Origin of the sequence: Niallia sp. M35 (assembly GCF_050971705.1) — a bacterium.
Lineage (GTDB): Bacteria > Bacillota > Bacilli > Bacillales > Cytobacillaceae > Niallia > Niallia circulans_A.
On sequence record NZ_JBPCEP010000010.1, the window covers coordinates 84,354 to 100,408 of the forward strand.

Sequence of the window (16,055 nt, forward strand, 5' to 3'; positions counted from 1 at the left end):
CGTTGATTCCTTTCCCCACTTTTTAATGGATCCGAAAAGAAGGAACAACAAGAAGGGTGGATAAAATGGGGAGAGTATATCTAGTTGGTGCAGGGCCAGGAGATCCGGACTTAATAACGGTAAAAGGATTAAAATGCATCAAAAATGCCGATGTAATTTTATATGATCGTTTAGTGAATCGTGAGTTATTAGAATATGCGAAACCGAAGGCTGAACTGATTTATTGCGGCAAACTTCCGCATCATCATGCCATGAAACAGGAATTGATCAATCAAACCTTAGTGAAACATGCGAAAAAAGGGAAAATTGTCACAAGGCTAAAAGGTGGTGATCCCTTTGTATTTGGAAGGGGCGGGGAAGAAGCAGAGGAGTTAGCTAAGAATCAAATCCCCTTTGAAATAGTACCAGGAATTACTGCAGGCATTGCCGCTCCAAGTTATGCCGGTATCCCAGTAACCCACCGCAATTATGGCTCTTCTTTTGCCTTTGTAACAGGTCATATAAAAAATGGCGAGGAAGACCATATTAAATGGGAAGCACTTTCTCAAATTGATACACTTGCCATCTATATGGGAGTGAAAAATCTACCATATATTCAGTCGAAGCTTTTGTCCTTTGGAAAAAAAGGTACAATACCAGTTGCGCTCATCAATTGGGGAACAACCTTTAAACAAAAGACAATTATTACTGATCTTAACCATGTAATAGAGGATGCTGAAAAAGGAGAAATTGAAAATCCTTGTATGATTGTGATTGGCGAAGTAGTCAAAATGAGAGAGAAAATTAAATGGTTTGAGGAAAGTTTCGGTGAAACCATTCCGAAAGAGGTTGTTTGATAATGGAAGCAGTATTATATATATGTCATGGAAGCAGGGTAAAGGAAGCAAGCGATCAGGCTATCTCCTTTATTGAAAAGTGTATGAAGATAAATGGTTTCAAAGGCATACAAGAATATTCTTTCCTAGAATTGGCTGATCCCTCCATTGAAGAAGGTTTTCGAAAATGTGTAGAAAAAGGTGCTTCCACCATTAATATCATACCCGTTTTGCTTCTTACAGCAGCCCATGCCAAAAAAGATATTCCAGAAGTATTAGAAAAGCTTTCGCTGAAATATCCGCATGTCCAGATGAAATATGGCAAACCGATTGGAGTTCATCCTCAAATGGTTAAAATTGTTGCAGACAAAATTCGGAGCGCTTCTCTTTATAAAGAAAGTAATGAAACAATGCTTGTTATGCTTGTGGGAAGAGGAAGCAGTGATCCAGATGTAAAACGTGATTTAGGTAAAATAGCAGCTTTACTTGAACAACAAGTGGAACAAATCGTTGTACAGGATTGTTATTTAACTGCTGCACAACCAAGCTTTGAAGAAGCACTGCAAATGGCAGATCATTCTTCCTATCGCCATGTGTTGGTAATTCCCTATCTTCTTTTTACGGGAATTTTGATGAAGTCAATGGAAAAAACTATTAATAAAATAAAAAGTAACCATAAAGAATACGAACTCGCTCCTTATTTGGGTTATGACCCATTAATAGCTGGAATATTAAAAGAAAGAATAGACGAAATGATGGTAGGGAATGAATATGCTTTCATTACTAGTTGATATAAAAGATAAACATTGTGTAGTAGTTGGAGGAGGCAAGATTGCCTATCGAAAGGTGTTGATGCTTCTAGATGAAGAAGCTAGTGTAACGGTGATTAGTCCCAAAGTTTGTACGGAAATAGAAGAACTTTCAGAGGACAGGAAAATCAGGCTGCTGCGACGAACAGGGAAAGAGGAAGATTTCGCCCATGCCTTTTTAACTATTACAGCAACCAATGATTCACAAGAAAATCATCGTATCGCTAAACAAATTAAATCGTTTTGCTTAGTGAATGATGCTTCTTCTTTTGAAGAAGGAAACTGTCAGATTCCAGCTAGCTTTAAAAAGGGGCGTCTTCACTTAAGTGTTTCCACTAATGGTGCAAGCCCGAAACTAGCAAAAAAGCTGAAAGAGGAATGGCAGCAAAAGTATGATGATAATTATATTGCGTATATTGATTTTTTATATGAAGTTCGGACTCTTATCAAACAAAGATCGCTTTCTGCTGATGTGTCTAATGCTATTTTAACGGAAATATTGGATGATGCATATAAAGCTTCAGCTAGTTTACGCCATAATTATTATGAAAAGCTCCTAAACCTATAAGCTTATATCAGGTTTAGGGGTTTTCATTATGTCCTAAATAAGGGGAATCCACTGTATACCAATAATAACTTAAATAAAAGAGTTTTTTACGCTCTGGACATGTTAGTTCCCCTCCCGGCTGCTCCTAGTTTTATCCAATTATCATATTGTATCATTTCCATATTTAACATATAATTTTTGTAGAATAGAATTATTTTTATAACGTAAAAGTCATCTTTGTTTATAAATATTCATGCTTGTTTATCAAAAATAATCTTCCGAGTTTCCTTATTTTATGCTTTTAAACTGGTAGATTGATAGGAGGATACATGAGATTTAGTACAAAGCTTTATGTTGGTTTAGGCATTATTTTTGTGTTCATTACGATTTTAATTATTGTACTTATGAGTATGCTTCGACAGCAAAATGACAAAATGCATGTTCTTGCACATGATAAAACAGAGAGAATTAATGCAGCCTATACGTTAAAGAATGAAGTAACTAACTTAAGTAGACAAATATATGAATTATCCTCACAATCCTCTAAAACACTCAATGAAATAACAATGAGACAAATGGAAGAAACAAGAAAAGAAATAAACAAAGCGTATAATTTCTTAACCGAGAATGATAAAAGGGATGAAACGCAGGATTTATTAATAAAATTTTCGACATTATATCAACCCTTTGAAGAAAAGGGCCAACAAATAGTAGAAGCCAAAAATAAAAAAATGAATACCAATTTTTGGGCAAGAGAAAGTGATGAAAAAAATAGATTATTACAAATCGCGAGTTCGCTTTATAGTGCCCAGATTAAAGAGATGCAAGAAGAACTAGAAGATTCAAAAAAAACATATGATATTGTCGTATTAATGACTTATGCCTATATTATAGTCGGAGTAATATGCAGCATTACATTGGCCATTTATTTAATAAGGGGATTAACGAAAAATCTACATAAAGTTACGACAGTGATGTCCGGTGTTTCCTTTAAAAGAGGAATAAAGTTTCCAAGGCTGGAGATTAATTCGAAGGATGAAATAGGAGAAATTGCTCGTGCCTTTAATGAAATGGTAACAACTTTGGAAAAGTATTCTCGAGATGAAATTGAAAGCCGTGCCCAGGCAGAAGAGCAAAGTTGGCTTGACTCACGATTGGCAGAAATAACAACTAGTTTTTCAATGGTAGAAACGATGGAATCTCTTGCTGATTACTTCATTAGTCAAATAACTCCTGCTGTAGGTGCACAATATGGTGTTTTTTATCTGTTAAGCGAGAAGGGTAATGCCCGCTGCCTCAAGGAAATAGCAAATTATGCTTTTGATAATGAAGACAGACAATCTATCATTCAGCTTGGTGAAGGTTTAGTGGGACAAGCTGCAAAGGAGAATAAAAGCATCAGTCTTATTGATATTCCCAATGGATACATAAAGATTAAATCTGGTTCAGGAGAGGCAGAACCAAAGCAGGTGCTTATTCAGCCCATTTCCTATGAAGGAGAAGTATTAGCGATTGTAGAATTAGCCTCTTTGCAATATTTCCGACCGGTGCAGCAAAGTTTACTTAAAGAAGTGGGAGAATACTTAGGTATATCTATTCATGGTATTTTTAATCGACTAGAAGTAAAGAGATTGCTAGAGGATGAGCAGCGTTTGACGGAGGAGCTGCAAAGCCAATCGGAGGAACTACAAGCTCAACAGCAGGAATTAATGGCTATTAATGAAGAATTACAGGCACAATACAGAGTGTCAGAAGAAAAGAATGCAGAGCTAGAAAAGATAGGAAAGAAATTAGAGGAAAAGGCTCAGCAGTTAATCTATAACTCTCAGTATAAATCGGAGTTTTTGGCGAATATGTCTCATGAGCTTAGAACGCCTTTAAATAGTATGCTAATCCTGTCGCAAATGCTCGTTGAAAAGGAAAATGAGAATTTAACTACAAAACAAATCCAGTATTTGCAGACTATCTATTACTCTGGTAATGAATTACTAAGATTAATAAACGAGATATTAGATTTGGAGAAGATTGAGACTGGGATGATGGAAATAATAGAGGAACCAGTAAAAATGGAAGGGATACAAAACTGCTTGAAAAGCCAGTTTTCTCCTATCGCTAATCAAAAGAAACTTGATTTTTGTGTGAAAATTGATAAAGAGGTGCCTGCTTTTATAGAGACAGACACACATCGTTTAAATCAAGTATTAAAAAATTTATTGTCCAATGCTTTTAAATTCACAGAAAAGGGAAGTGTGGAGCTGATTATTCGGATGGAGGAGACAGCCAAGTCCAGGTTTGCCATCGCGGATGAATCTATCGTATCCTTCACTGTGAAGGATACAGGGATTGGGATTCCTAAGGATAAAATGAATATTATATTTGAACCATTTAAGCAAGCAGATGGAACCATCAGCAGAAAATATGGGGGAACGGGTCTTGGGTTATCTATCTGTAAAGAGATTTCCCGCTTACTTGGGGGAGAATTGGTAGCAACAAGTATCGAAGGAATGGGTAGTTCATTTTCTCTCTATTTGCCTGTAAAGCGCCAAAAGCAAAAAGGAGCTGTCGAACAATCACCTATTGAAGAAAGTTATCGACAAATTGCAGTAACAAATAATGAGTTAATCGATACTACGGAACTAAATAAGAGTGCTAATTTAATAGGGAAGAAAGTTCTAATTATAGATGATGATATACGGAATATTTTTTCCATCCATGCAGCATTGGAAGAGTACAATATTGAAATTCTTTATGCAGAGAATGCGAAGGATGGGATTAGCCTTCTAGAGGAAAACGTGGATATTGATCTTGTGTTGATGGATATTATGATGCCAGAAATGAGTGGTTTAGAGGCTATTTCCATCATACGGAAAAAAGATAAATTTAAAACGCTGCCAATTATCGCCTTAACAGCAAAGGCGATGAAACATAATCGAGAACAGTGCATGGAAGCTGGAGCATCTGATTATATTAGTAAACCAGTAAATTTAGAGCAATTATATTCGCTTATTCAAGTATGGCTTTATAAAGAATAATAAAGCGATACTAGTATCTGGGTAACATTGGTAAATGGCTTGTTAATAGATAGGAGGCTTTATAAATTTATGCAGTATTCAGCTCAATCTATAGAACAAAAGAAAAATCTATCTTCTTCCGTATCAGAACCAATCTATATTTTAATGGTAGATGATTTACAAGAAAATCTGATGGCCTTAGAAGCAGTATTAAATTCTCCTCGGTATCATTTGGTTTTTGCTAAATCCGGTGAAGAAGCTTTAAAATGCATTTTGAAATATGACTTTGCCGTAATTCTACTCGATGTTCAAATGCCAGGCTTAAATGGGTTTGAAACAGCAAAATTAATAAAAGAACGAAAAAAATCACGACATATTCCCATTATTTTTATTACTGCCATCAGTCAAGATATTCATCATATTACACAAGGCTATCAAGCAGGGGCGATTGATTATATTGTTAAACCATTTAATCCAGATGCACTAAGAAGTAAAGTGGCCCAGTTTGTGCAAATTTTTGAAAGTCATACGACAAGCCTCCACGAAATGAATTGGCAAACAACGTCAGAATTGGAGAAAATGAATAAGGAATTAAGAATAACGAAAATGGATTTAACCAAAAATGCCGTCTTCTCTTCGGTGTTACAGAAGGCGTTACAAGACACAATTGTTACCTTTGACGAAGAAGGAATAATAATTAGTGTCAACCCAAGTGTGAAAAGAATGTTTGGCTATGTAGAAGGAGAGCTTATAGGAGCTTCGATTGAAGTACTCTTACATTCTGCTGAGTCAGAAATATCTGGAGAAACACCTATTACATTTGAGATGATGGTTCCTAAGTTAGTCGGAAGAATGATAGAAGCGAAGGCGAAGCGGAAGAATCATACTGTATTTCCAGTGGATATTTACATTGGAGATGCAATGGTAGAGGATTATCAGTTATTTGTTTGTACGATTCGTGATATTTCTGAAAGAAAAGAAGTGGAATTATTAAGAAAGCAGCAACTTGATCGCTTAGAGCATGCTGTTGAAGAAAGAACGCTGGAGTTATTATCCATGAATCATCAACTACATAGGGAAAGAGAAGAAAAATCTAAGGTAACAGATGATTTAATGCTTTCAGAAGGACGCTTTCGACAAATATTTGAGGCGAGTCCATGTATGATGGCAATCCGCACATTACAAAATCCTAGTTTTATTGCTGTAAATAATAACTGGGTAACAAGCACGGGTTATACAATCGAGGAATTGAAGGATGATAGTTATCAATGGGAAATAGCGAAAGAAATTAATGGAATAGAAGAGAGTTTCCAGGAAGAAGAATGGCTCACTCCTTTTAAAAATCAAAGAGTCAATTTCATGCTGAAAAATGGAGAGCAGAAACAAGGATTACTATCCACTGAAATTATAACGATCGAAAAGAAGAATTGTGTGTTAATTGTATTAAATGACATAACAGAACGATTAGCATTTGAAAAAGAAATGGCTAGACTTGATCAATTAAATCTAGTTGGCGAAATGGCAGCTGGAATTGCCCATGAAATTCGTAATCCGATGACAACCGTTCATGGATTCCTACAAATTGGAAAATCAAATCCCTCTAACCTATCACTAGAGCATATGGAACTCATGATTGACGAGTTAGATCGAGCGAATAAAATCATCAAAGAATTTCTAACATTAGCTAAAAATAAGACGAGCGATAAACGATTATATTCGTTAAATAGAATTATTGAAATTATTTTTCCTTTAATTAATGCAGAAGCTTTATTGACAGGTAAGAAGGTGAACCTTCAATTAGAGGAATGTCCAGAACTATTTTTGGATGAGAAAGAGATAAGGCAGCTTTTATTAAACCTTGCTCTAAACGGTTTAGAGGCTATGGAGCCAGACGGAATTCTCACGATAAAAACATTCTGTAAAGGAAAGTATATTGTGTTGGAAATTATTGATAGCGGCAATGGAATCGATGAAGAAATATTAAAAAAGCTAGGAACCCCCTTCTTTACAACAAAGGATAATGGGACAGGGCTAGGACTGGCTGTTTGTTATCGAATTGCTGAGCGTCATATGGCAAGAATAAAAGTGCATACAAGTGAGAGTGGTACAAAATTCTCCGTGTGTTTTGAGATAGAGGAAGGAAAATAGAGATTGCTTAGCTAGCAGTTCTTCTATTTTTCTTTTTTTATGACAAAAAAAATCAATATAAGAGGGTTTTTCTAAAGGAAAATCGAATGAAGAGGAGAAAATAATATGTGGAGGGGTTAGAAATGGTACCACAAAGAGTTTCATTGCTTACATTAGGAGCATTACGGTTACCAGAATTGCGAAGGTTTTACCAGCGGATTGGCTGGCTGGAAAAGGAATCAAGCTCTGATCAATATGCTATTTTTAAGACAGCTGGTGTTTTGCTAACATTGTTTCCGTTAGAGGAATTAGCGAAGGACGCAGGAGTAGAACTGCAAAATCCCATGGAGGGTTATCGAGGGGTTACCTTTGCTATTAATGTAAATACCCCTGAGGATGTAGACACAGTAATGGAAAAAGTCAAAGAGGCAGGCGGAAAGATTATAAGAGAAGCAAGCGATGCCTTTTGGGGCGGAAGAACAGCTTATTTTGCCGATCCAGAAAACAATCTCTGGGAAGTTGCTTGGAATCCTGATTCTGTATTTGATGAAAGAGGAGCAATGATTGATTTTTAAAAGGAAATGGTGTTTTAAAATAAAGACTGATTATTTAAAGCAAAGTTTGATTAAAAGACATTTAATATCTAAAGGTAAATTAGGATAGAGTTTTTTCAGTAAATGTAGGTAATTAAGAGAATCTATAATTATTTGATTATGTTAACTTGTTTATTATAGTTATGGAAGAAACGGGCAGTTTAGTTCAAGATGATATAATAAATAAATCTGATTTATCTTAAGGAGATTTAAAGTTTTGGATGCAAAATGTATTAGATTCTACGAATTCGGTAACCCAAAAGATGTGTTAACAGTTGAATATAAAAGCATAGAACCACCAAAAGATAATGAAATCCTTGTTCGAATGTTAGCACGTCCAATAAATCCTTCCGACTTAATACCGATTAGAGGGTCATATTCTCATCGGATTTCTTTACCAAATATTCCTGGTTATGAAGGAGTTGGAATAGTAGAAGATGTTGGTTCTTTGGTTTCACACAATTTCATTGGTAAACGTGTTTTACCTTTACGTGGGGAAGGAACTTGGCAAGAATTTGTTAAGACACCATCAGAACTTGCAGTTTCTATACCGGATTCTATTGATGACTTTACGGCGTCGCAGATGTATATCAATCCAATTACAGCGTGGGTGACTTGTAATGAAGTCTTGAAACTAAAAGCAAATGATGTTTTATTGGTTAATGCAGGTGGTTCTTCGATTGGTCACATCTTTGCTCAATTATCGAAGATATTAGGTTTTCGATTAATTGCAGTCACTAGAAATGATAAATATAAAGAAGACTTACTTCATCTTGGTGCTTCCTATGTAATAGACACCTCTAATGTTTCACTCTACGAAACAGTTATGGAATTAACAAATGGAATTGGTGCGGATGCTGCTATTGACTCTGTAGGAGGTTCACCTGGAAACGATTTGGCTTTTTGTGTGCGTCCTAATGGCAATTTTTTAACCATCGGTCTTTTATCAGGGATACAAGTAAACTGGGCGGATATTGTAAATAAAGCCAAAGTTAATGCTAATATGTTTCATTTACGGAATTGGAATAAAAATGTCCCCGTAAATAAATGGCAAGAAACCTTTAGTCATTTGATAAGGCTAATAGATGAGCAGAAATTACGTTTGATGATGGTAGATTCTAGGTATGACTTGCTGAATATAAAAACGGCTATTGATGTTGTTGAATCTTCTAAAGAGACTAAAGGGAAAGTATTTTTAACAAGCTACTGAGTTAATTCTTGTTCAACGGTTGCGTTAGTTGAATAAAGAGCTAGAAATAAGTAAACTTTCTTATAAAAGGATTTAACAGAATTATTAAGAGAAAAACTTTTTTGATCAATCTTTCTTCAAAATGAATTTTTTGTTTTCTTTGTTAGTTAAATAAGGAGTCAATAATATTTTTAACAAACTTTATTTCAAAGCTACATGAAGTCTGTTATCACTGGAATAGAGCCTACAAGATATATTAGCTAAACTTAGCTCATTTTCATATGAAAAAAGAGCAAATTTGCAATTCATTTCTTTGTTTCTAGACAACTCGAGAATAATGGATAAAGGAATCTATGTGCAATTTTAGGTTCATGTAGGATTTTATTGAGTGCCCCGCAAAAAAACAGAAGAGACTTACCTCTTCTGTTCTTCATAATTTTTTATTATTAACGTGGGAATATCGCAATTATTTATTCTTTCATTTGTTTTAAAGCTTTATAATCTTGAATGAAAGACGAATAGGAACTTTCCTCTGAAAAAGAAAATTGGTTATTGACGAGAAATTCTCCAAATGCTAGGAATCCCTCTATTATTGCTTTCGAATACTCATCTTTAGGAATAGTATTTGAAATTTGTTTGTCTTTACTTGATATATTATTAATAAAAAATGTAAATCCTGAGTTATTGGTTAATAGCTTAACTTCATATAAGGAATCTAAAATTGATATTTTATACTCTTTATTTTCTGGTGTTAATATAGGTTCAACCAATGTTTGCCATGTAAATAGCAAATCCGTTGTTTCCATGTTTTCGGTTAGGATAACTTCAGAGTTGCATACTAATCTGATTGCTCCTTCTAGATAATCATGGTCATTTTCATCTAAGGTTTGATTTACTAAATCAGCAGATAATGGATTATTAATTGATAAGAAAGTAGATTTGTTACCTATGTTGATATTTATATCCTTAATCAAAGTTTCAATATTTAGCATATTATCACCTCATTAAACTGGATAGGCAGATTTTACATACCCATCTTTCCCTATATTCACTTTATATTTTATACCATTTATAGTCTTATAAACATTAACAGAGTTTCCTTTTTTGAGAGCATTTCCAATGGTAGTTTTATTACTGTTAATAACATTAGTAACAATGTTTTTTACTTGATTGACACTTAAACTAGGGTCAAACATTGATTTACCACTTTTTCCTGTCCAATAACTTGGGTGGTGATTTTGTAGAATATGTTGCATTTTAGCCTTTGTAAAATAAACATTTTTCCCTCCAGCTTTAATGGTTACATTAGAAAAATTGACTGTTGCTTTCTTGGCAGCATTTTTAGACTTAGCTTGGAATGTTTTTTTACCAATTTTTAAGATTGCTTTTTTACCGATATGTTGAACTGTTATTCTCGCAACTTGTGAACCAATAAAATAAACAATTACAGGTAAAGCAGATGCTTCAATTTGTGTGGAGTCAACCATATATTCTTCTCTTGTATTAAGATCAATAAAATTAAAAACATATGAGTCTTCGTTTAATTCTAGTATTTCTATTTCAAATTCCCCTTCAACTAATTGTCCTTCTTCGAGATACTCACTTTTCATAATGATTTCGTCTGTTTCAAATGAAAATTCCAACTCGAATTTTGCTTCATTTTCATCATCTTCATAAGTTGTTTCTACAACTACGGAATCACTTGATACATCAGCTACTTCAACAGCTAACTCTTCATTATTTTTAGTATCTAATTCTGTAACCAGTTCATCGTTTAAACTTTTCTCTACTTTTTCTTGTTCTTCATTAGTCAGTGTAAATTTAGAATCAGATGCACCAACATTTGCTTTAACATTTTGTAGTGAATCTAGGGGCATAACAGTAGTTAATAAACAAGCAATAATAAGTACGGTAAATATTTTCTTAATTATTTTCATAAATTAGTCCTCTTTTCTTAATTTTAAAATACCAAATCCATAATCACTAAATTTCCAATCATTGTTAGAAACGGAATGCTGTTTTAAATAATCATTAAAACTAGTATTCTTTTTAAATTCATTATGTTCTTGTTTATAATAATCGAGGAGGATAGAGATAATACCTGTTGCATGGGCAGTAGCAAAACTTGTTCCATCAAAAAACGAATAGCCACCATCTTTATTAGTCGTGTATATATTTTCTCCTGGCATGGCATAGTCAATATCATGTTTAGAGGCAAAACTAGAACGGTTTAAATCTTCATCAACCGATGTTATTGCAATAACATCCTCATAAATCGCAGGATAATCACCACGCATACCAAATCGGTTGCCAACTGATGCAACTATAATAATCCCTTCTAATATAGCTCTATCAATAGCCTCTTTTAGTGGTTTGCTTTCTGTTTGAAAACCAAAACTTAGATTAATTAATTCTACATTTTGATCAATACACCAATGAATTGCTTCAATTAGATGTTCAACCTCGCCTTTTCCATTTTCATCTAGTATTTTCACATCATAAATTTCTACATTTGGATTTAACCCAATTACTCCAAATTCATTATTCTCTGCTGCTATTATTCCAGCTATAGCTGTTCCATGACCAAACTCATCGATAATGGCCGCTTCTTTATCTAAAACATTAAATTCAGTGAATTTAATGTGTTGTAAGTCTTCATGCTGTTTGTTTATTCCACTGTCAATAATAGCGATCTTGACCTTTTGATTAAGTTCTGGAGAAATATCAGATATTAATAAATCGCTTCCCCATGAAGTGACTTGTGATTCTAGTTTCAATTTATCCTCAGATTGCTTGGACACTACGAAACTTTGAAAAAACACTATTGCCATAATAACTATTAATAAGATAAGTAACATTAAATATATTAGTCTTTTTCTCACTATCCTCCCCCTTTTTATTGTAAAAATAGGAATAAACTAGCATTGTTATAATGAAAAGGGATACAATATTCAACATATATACTTAATTTTCGCCCGATTTCATTCTTTAATATTAAAAACAACAAACAAAAATGAAAAAATTATTAACCTATTTATTGCAGGGATTGTTTTTTTTCTTTTGGCACAAACTTGGCAGTATTCCTGTAATAAATAAAAAATCAGCTTATGGAAGAAACGGGCAGGATAGTTGAAAAAGAATAGCGAATTATCTTGGTAAATAATAAAATTGGAGAGTGAAACAAATGGGGATTAGAACAGCAAATGTTGAGGATTGGCAGAAGATTTATCTTTTGTTAAACCAGTTAGACTATCCAAATACTGACACTTTTATAAAAGGAAAAATAGAAACACTTCTCATTGACCCAAATGAGGAATTATTGGTTTATGAGGAAGATAAAGAGGTAATGGCTTTAATTTCCATTCATTTTATACCTCAATTAGCTGTAAAAGGAGATTTCGCAAGAATAAGTTATTTTGCAGTAGATACAAACATAAGAAGTAAGGGAATAGGACTTAAAATTGAAGAATATTGTACTAATGTAGCTAAGAAAAGAAATTGCGATAGAATTGAAGTACATTGTCATTCAAGAAGAATCGATGCACATAGGTTTTATATCAGACAAGGATTTATTGAATCTCCAAAATACTTTGTTAAGATGTTATCCCAATCTAACTAGTATTAATATCCCAGTAATGTAGGCTTTCCTTAAATAAAAGGGAAGCCTTTTCTTATGTTGCTATCGGGGCAGTTTTGTTTAAGTGTATTTCTTCACAAAGGTACCTATAGAGAGGACTAAAAACGACTATGTAGTTTTAGCACGCCTCAAAAAATTTATTCTTTACCAATCGTTCTCAAAATGATATTATGGATTTGTAAGGTATTAACTGGTTTTTGTTATAATGAGAATGTTCATTCTAAAAATATGACTTAGTCTTATCTTAAGTTTTCAGAAATAAATTAAAAAATCCTTTAAAGGAGGTGGAGTTGTTTAACACGTATGGTTCATACTAACAAATGGTGAAATTGGTAGTAACTCTTTATGCTATTCTTTACTGTTCATTCTTAAAATGATATCATTGGCAAGGGACGAGAAAGTCAATAATTTATCTTATTAAGATTGATGATTACTTTTAAAGCATTAGATTTTCTGGTTACTCTAAGATTACTTAAAGGAAATGATTGTATGGCTAGAAATAAGGAATTTGATGAAAATGAAGTATTACGAAAAGCTATGGAACTTTTTTGGATACAAGGCTATGAAAAAACCTCCATGCAGGATTTAGTAAAATATATGGGAATCCATCGTCGTAGCCTGTACGATACGTTTGGTGACAAACATACTTTGTTTATAAAAGCGTTGGATCATTATAATGAAATTATTAGAACTAGAATAGAGTATGAAGTAAACCAGCAGAATTCTATAAAGGAAGCAATTAGGCAATTATTTGATATGGTAATTGTTAGAGATAAACAACAACTTATTGGATGTTTGACAGTAAATACGGCAGTTGAGTTGTCCTTACATGATGAGCAAGCGGCAAATAGGGTAGTTGAGAGCTTTTCTGAGACCGAATTACTGCTAAATAATTTAGTACTAAGAGGTCAAAAGTCAGGAGAAATATCTAAACATCACGATGCAAAAAAAATTTCGGAATTTCTGCACAATTCCTTAGTAGGGCTAAGGGTTATGACTAAAACTACTGATGATAGTGAAAAATTAAATAATATTGTTGATATATCACTCTCAGTTTTAGATTAATTTTTTTACTTTATTGAGAATGAACGTTCTCAATAATTATTTTTACTCTTTTAAGAATGAATGTTCTCAATAACTAAAAATCAATTTAGCTGAAACCTAATTTTTACTAATAATACATTAATTACTTTTAATTTTAGGAGAGATAATATGAAATACTCAGTTATAACAGGAGCAAGCTCAGGTATAGGATATGAGACAGCATTAGCATTTGCTGCTCGCGGAAAAAATTTAATTATTGTTGCTAGAAGAATAGATAAATTAGAAGAACTAAAAACAACTATTCATAAAATAAACCCTCAATTAGATGTTATTATTTGCACAGCTGACTTGTCTGTCACAGATGAAGCATATATCCTGTATAACAAATTAAAAGGGTATGAAATTGAGACTTGGATTAATAATGCTGGTCTGGGCGAATCCGCATTTGTTGCAGATCAAAATTTGAGCAAAGTTGAAACGATGTTACGAGTTAACATTGAATCTTTAACAATCCTTTCCACCCTATTTGTTAGAGATTATGCAGATCAAGAGGGAACTCAGTTAATTAACGTATCATCAGCACTCGGATATGCAATTGCAGTTGGATCTATAACTTATTCTGCATCTAAATATTATGTTAGTTCCTTCACTGAAGGTCTTGCAAAGGAACTAGAATTGAATGGGGCAAAATTAAAGGCAAAGGTTTTAGCACCAGCTATGACAGAAACAGAATTTGCTAAAAATGCTACTGATTTGGATCATTTCAATTATAAAGAAAATTTACCTATGTACCACACAGCTAAGCAAGTAGCTGGATTTATGATGGAATTATACGATAGTAATGCGGTAGTAGGTGTGGTAGACCAAAATTATGAATTTAAGATAAGTAACCCAATTTATCCAATAATAGAAGTTTAAGTTAAAAAAAATTCTTAAATGCTTTTAATTGAAAGTTACAAAATGGCATCTTCACAAAAGTGTATCAATAGAAAACAGCAAATTTCCTTTTGATTCTTTTGCAACCATGATACCAATTAAAATAAAATCTTGAGATATCGATTATAAAGGAGGAAATTATATGAACAAGTTATTTGAATCAGTCAAAATTGGAAACATAGAACTAAAAAACCGTTTAGGTATGGCACCGATGACAAGGAGTAGAGCATTGCCAGATGGCTCCCCTAGTGATTTGGCGGCAGAGTATTACGGCCAGCGCGCAACGGTTGGTTTAATAATAAGTGAGGGCACTCAACCTTCAGCGGATGGGCAGGGTTATACAAATACACCTGGCATTTATACTGATTCACACATTGAGGGGTGGAAAAAGGTAACGTCAAAAGTGCATAACGAAGGAGGACGAATCTTTGTTCAACTGATGCATGTAGGCCGTATCTCACATCCTGACAATACACCTCATCACCGTCAAGCTGTTGCCCCTTCAGCTATTGCGCCTAATATAGAAATTTTTACAGCACAAGGGATGAAGGAGATACCTACACCTAGAGAATTGAGTGAAGGAGAAATTAAGGACGTTATAAATGAGTTTCGCCTAGCAGCACGATCAGCGGTAGAAGCTGGTGCAGATGGGGTGGAAATCCACGGAGCAAATGGTTACCTTATTCAACAGTTCTTGAGTGAAAATGCTAATCAACGCCAAGATGCCTACGGTGGAACGATTGAAAATCGCTCGCGATTTGCCATTGAAGTAGCACAAGCAGTTGCTGATGAGATTGGTCCAGAACGAACTGGCATACGCTTCTCTCCTCAGGGGACACTAAATGGAATAGAAGAGGGAGAAACAAGTAGTGAAATGTACCGTTATTTAATCAGTGAGTTAGATAAGCTCAATCTTGCCTATCTCCACATTATGCACTTCGGAAATGAATCATTATTACAAGAAATCCGTCAACTTTGGTCGCAAGCACTTCTTGTTAACCGAGCGGGACGTACTTTAGACCAACTTACGAAAGACTTGGATAATGAACTTGCGGACGTTGTAACTGTAGGGACTTGGTTGATAGCTAACCCTGATTTTGTTGAACGATTGAAGTTGGATGCCCCACTGAATATGCCTGATAAAAATACCATTTATGCAGGGGGAGCGGAAGGGTATACAGATTATCCATTCTTAAAAGAGTAACAGGCAAGCTCTAATCTAATCGTTAAAAACAGCTTAGAGTAATAATGGTGTTTTACGATAAACAAACTAGACTAATTAATGAAATAAACGAATGATGAAAAAAACCATCAATGTAAGAGTTGGTGGTTTTTTTAAAGGAGATT

The 16,055-nt window shown here is 34.0% G+C and carries 14 protein-coding genes; 11 read left to right on the plus strand and 3 right to left on the minus strand.

What is annotated here, in order from left to right:
• Window positions 1–65: 65 nt before the first annotated feature.
• From cobA to NiCM35_RS15225, 7 genes are all read left to right on the plus strand, one after another.
• Window positions 66–836 carry a uroporphyrinogen-III C-methyltransferase gene (gene cobA / locus NiCM35_RS15195; protein ID WP_123260092.1) on the plus strand — a complete coding sequence of 257 codons (771 nt, stop codon included), beginning with the start codon at window positions 66–68 and terminating at the stop codon, window positions 834–836.
• Window positions 837–838: 2 nt separating this feature from the next.
• Window positions 839–1,606, plus strand: a complete 768-nt coding sequence (locus NiCM35_RS15200; RefSeq protein WP_095331241.1) for a sirohydrochlorin chelatase — start codon at window positions 839–841, stop codon at window positions 1,604–1,606.
• Window positions 1,587–2,192 carry an NAD(P)-dependent oxidoreductase gene (locus NiCM35_RS15205; protein ID WP_176474222.1) on the plus strand — a complete coding sequence of 202 codons (606 nt, stop codon included), beginning with the start codon at window positions 1,587–1,589 and terminating at the stop codon, window positions 2,190–2,192. The genes NiCM35_RS15200 and NiCM35_RS15205 overlap by 20 nt, the downstream gene beginning before the upstream one ends.
• A 308-nt stretch (window positions 2,193–2,500) precedes the next feature.
• Window positions 2,501–5,203, plus strand: a complete 2,703-nt coding sequence (locus NiCM35_RS15210; protein ID WP_095331237.1) for a response regulator — start codon at window positions 2,501–2,503, stop codon at window positions 5,201–5,203.
• A gap of 69 nt (window positions 5,204–5,272) precedes the next feature.
• Complete coding sequence (locus NiCM35_RS15215) at window positions 5,273–7,330, plus strand: PAS domain S-box protein (RefSeq protein ID WP_123258743.1); 2,058 nt, start codon at window positions 5,273–5,275, stop codon at window positions 7,328–7,330.
• A gap of 122 nt (window positions 7,331–7,452) precedes the next feature.
• The gene (locus tag NiCM35_RS15220) at window positions 7,453–7,884 is read left to right on the plus strand and encodes a VOC family protein (RefSeq protein ID WP_095331288.1); all 432 of its coding nucleotides are present in this window, start codon (window positions 7,453–7,455) and stop codon (window positions 7,882–7,884) included.
• A gap of 235 nt (window positions 7,885–8,119) precedes the next feature.
• A complete protein-coding gene (locus tag NiCM35_RS15225; RefSeq protein WP_371473453.1) occupies window positions 8,120–9,112 on the plus strand; it encodes a zinc-dependent alcohol dehydrogenase family protein in 993 nt (330 codons plus the stop codon).
• A gap of 449 nt (window positions 9,113–9,561) precedes the next feature.
• On the opposite strand, the gene NiCM35_RS15230 is transcribed toward NiCM35_RS15225, so the two are convergent.
• Genes NiCM35_RS15230 through NiCM35_RS15240 form a run of 3 tightly spaced genes read right to left on the minus strand, consistent with a single transcriptional unit; the run spans window position 9,562 to window position 11,973 of the window.
• Entirely contained in the window at window positions 9,562–10,083 is a 522-nt protein-coding gene (locus NiCM35_RS15230) for a hypothetical protein (RefSeq protein WP_172867241.1), read from the minus strand.
• A 12-nt stretch (window positions 10,084–10,095) separates the two neighbouring features.
• The gene (locus NiCM35_RS15235) at window positions 10,096–11,028 is read right to left on the minus strand and encodes an SAR2788 family putative toxin (protein ID WP_371473458.1); all 933 of its coding nucleotides are present in this window, start codon (window positions 11,026–11,028) and stop codon (window positions 10,096–10,098) included.
• A gap of 3 nt (window positions 11,029–11,031) precedes the next feature.
• Window positions 11,032–11,973 (minus strand): S8 family serine peptidase, encoded by a 942-nt coding sequence (locus NiCM35_RS15240; protein ID WP_433779980.1) that lies wholly within the window; start codon window positions 11,971–11,973, stop codon window positions 11,032–11,034.
• Between the two features lie 302 nt (window positions 11,974–12,275).
• Here NiCM35_RS15240 and NiCM35_RS15245 point away from each other — a divergent pair, with 302 nt between their 5' ends.
• The 4 genes from NiCM35_RS15245 to NiCM35_RS15260 all read left to right on the plus strand — a co-directional run bounded on the left by NiCM35_RS15245 (window position 12,276) and on the right by NiCM35_RS15260 (window position 15,912).
• A complete protein-coding gene (locus NiCM35_RS15245) occupies window positions 12,276–12,710 on the plus strand; it encodes a GNAT family N-acetyltransferase (protein WP_371473464.1) in 435 nt (144 codons plus the stop codon).
• Window positions 12,711–13,217: 507 nt separating this feature from the next.
• Complete coding sequence (locus NiCM35_RS15250; protein ID WP_123259829.1) at window positions 13,218–13,793, plus strand: TetR/AcrR family transcriptional regulator; 576 nt, start codon at window positions 13,218–13,220, stop codon at window positions 13,791–13,793.
• Window positions 13,794–13,940: 147 nt separating this feature from the next.
• The gene (locus tag NiCM35_RS15255; RefSeq protein ID WP_123259828.1) at window positions 13,941–14,690 is read left to right on the plus strand and encodes an SDR family NAD(P)-dependent oxidoreductase; all 750 of its coding nucleotides are present in this window, start codon (window positions 13,941–13,943) and stop codon (window positions 14,688–14,690) included.
• Between the two features lie 160 nt (window positions 14,691–14,850).
• Window positions 14,851–15,912: an alkene reductase gene (locus NiCM35_RS15260; RefSeq protein WP_433779984.1), complete on the plus strand. Its 1,062-nt coding sequence runs from the start codon at window positions 14,851–14,853 to the stop codon at window positions 15,910–15,912.
• Window positions 15,913–16,055 lie beyond the last annotated feature (143 nt).

What these genes read in the sequence shown, in the direction of transcription:
- NiCM35_RS15200 (WP_095331241.1), top strand. Translation starts at nt 839, where the DNA reads ATGGAAGCAGTATTATATATATGTCATGGAAGCAGGGTAAAGGAAGCA.
- NiCM35_RS15260 (WP_433779984.1), top strand. Translation starts at nt 14,851, where the DNA reads ATGAACAAGTTATTTGAATCAGTCAAAATTGGAAACATAGAACTAAAA.
- NiCM35_RS15215 (WP_123258743.1), top strand. Translation starts at nt 5,273, where the DNA reads ATGCAGTATTCAGCTCAATCTATAGAACAAAAGAAAAATCTATCTTCT.
- NiCM35_RS15250 (WP_123259829.1), top strand. Translation starts at nt 13,218, where the DNA reads ATGGCTAGAAATAAGGAATTTGATGAAAATGAAGTATTACGAAAAGCT.
- NiCM35_RS15220 (WP_095331288.1), top strand. Translation starts at nt 7,453, where the DNA reads ATGGTACCACAAAGAGTTTCATTGCTTACATTAGGAGCATTACGGTTA.
- NiCM35_RS15255 (WP_123259828.1), top strand. Translation starts at nt 13,941, where the DNA reads ATGAAATACTCAGTTATAACAGGAGCAAGCTCAGGTATAGGATATGAG.
- NiCM35_RS15205 (WP_176474222.1), top strand. Translation starts at nt 1,587, where the DNA reads ATGCTTTCATTACTAGTTGATATAAAAGATAAACATTGTGTAGTAGTT.
- NiCM35_RS15235 (WP_371473458.1), bottom strand. Translation starts at nt 11,028, where the DNA reads ATGAAAATAATTAAGAAAATATTTACCGTACTTATTATTGCTTGTTTA.
- NiCM35_RS15230 (WP_172867241.1), bottom strand. Translation starts at nt 10,083, where the DNA reads ATGCTAAATATTGAAACTTTGATTAAGGATATAAATATCAACATAGGT.
- cobA (WP_123260092.1), top strand. Translation starts at nt 66, where the DNA reads ATGGGGAGAGTATATCTAGTTGGTGCAGGGCCAGGAGATCCGGACTTA.
- NiCM35_RS15245 (WP_371473464.1), top strand. Translation starts at nt 12,276, where the DNA reads ATGGGGATTAGAACAGCAAATGTTGAGGATTGGCAGAAGATTTATCTT.
- NiCM35_RS15210 (WP_095331237.1), top strand. Translation starts at nt 2,501, where the DNA reads ATGAGATTTAGTACAAAGCTTTATGTTGGTTTAGGCATTATTTTTGTG.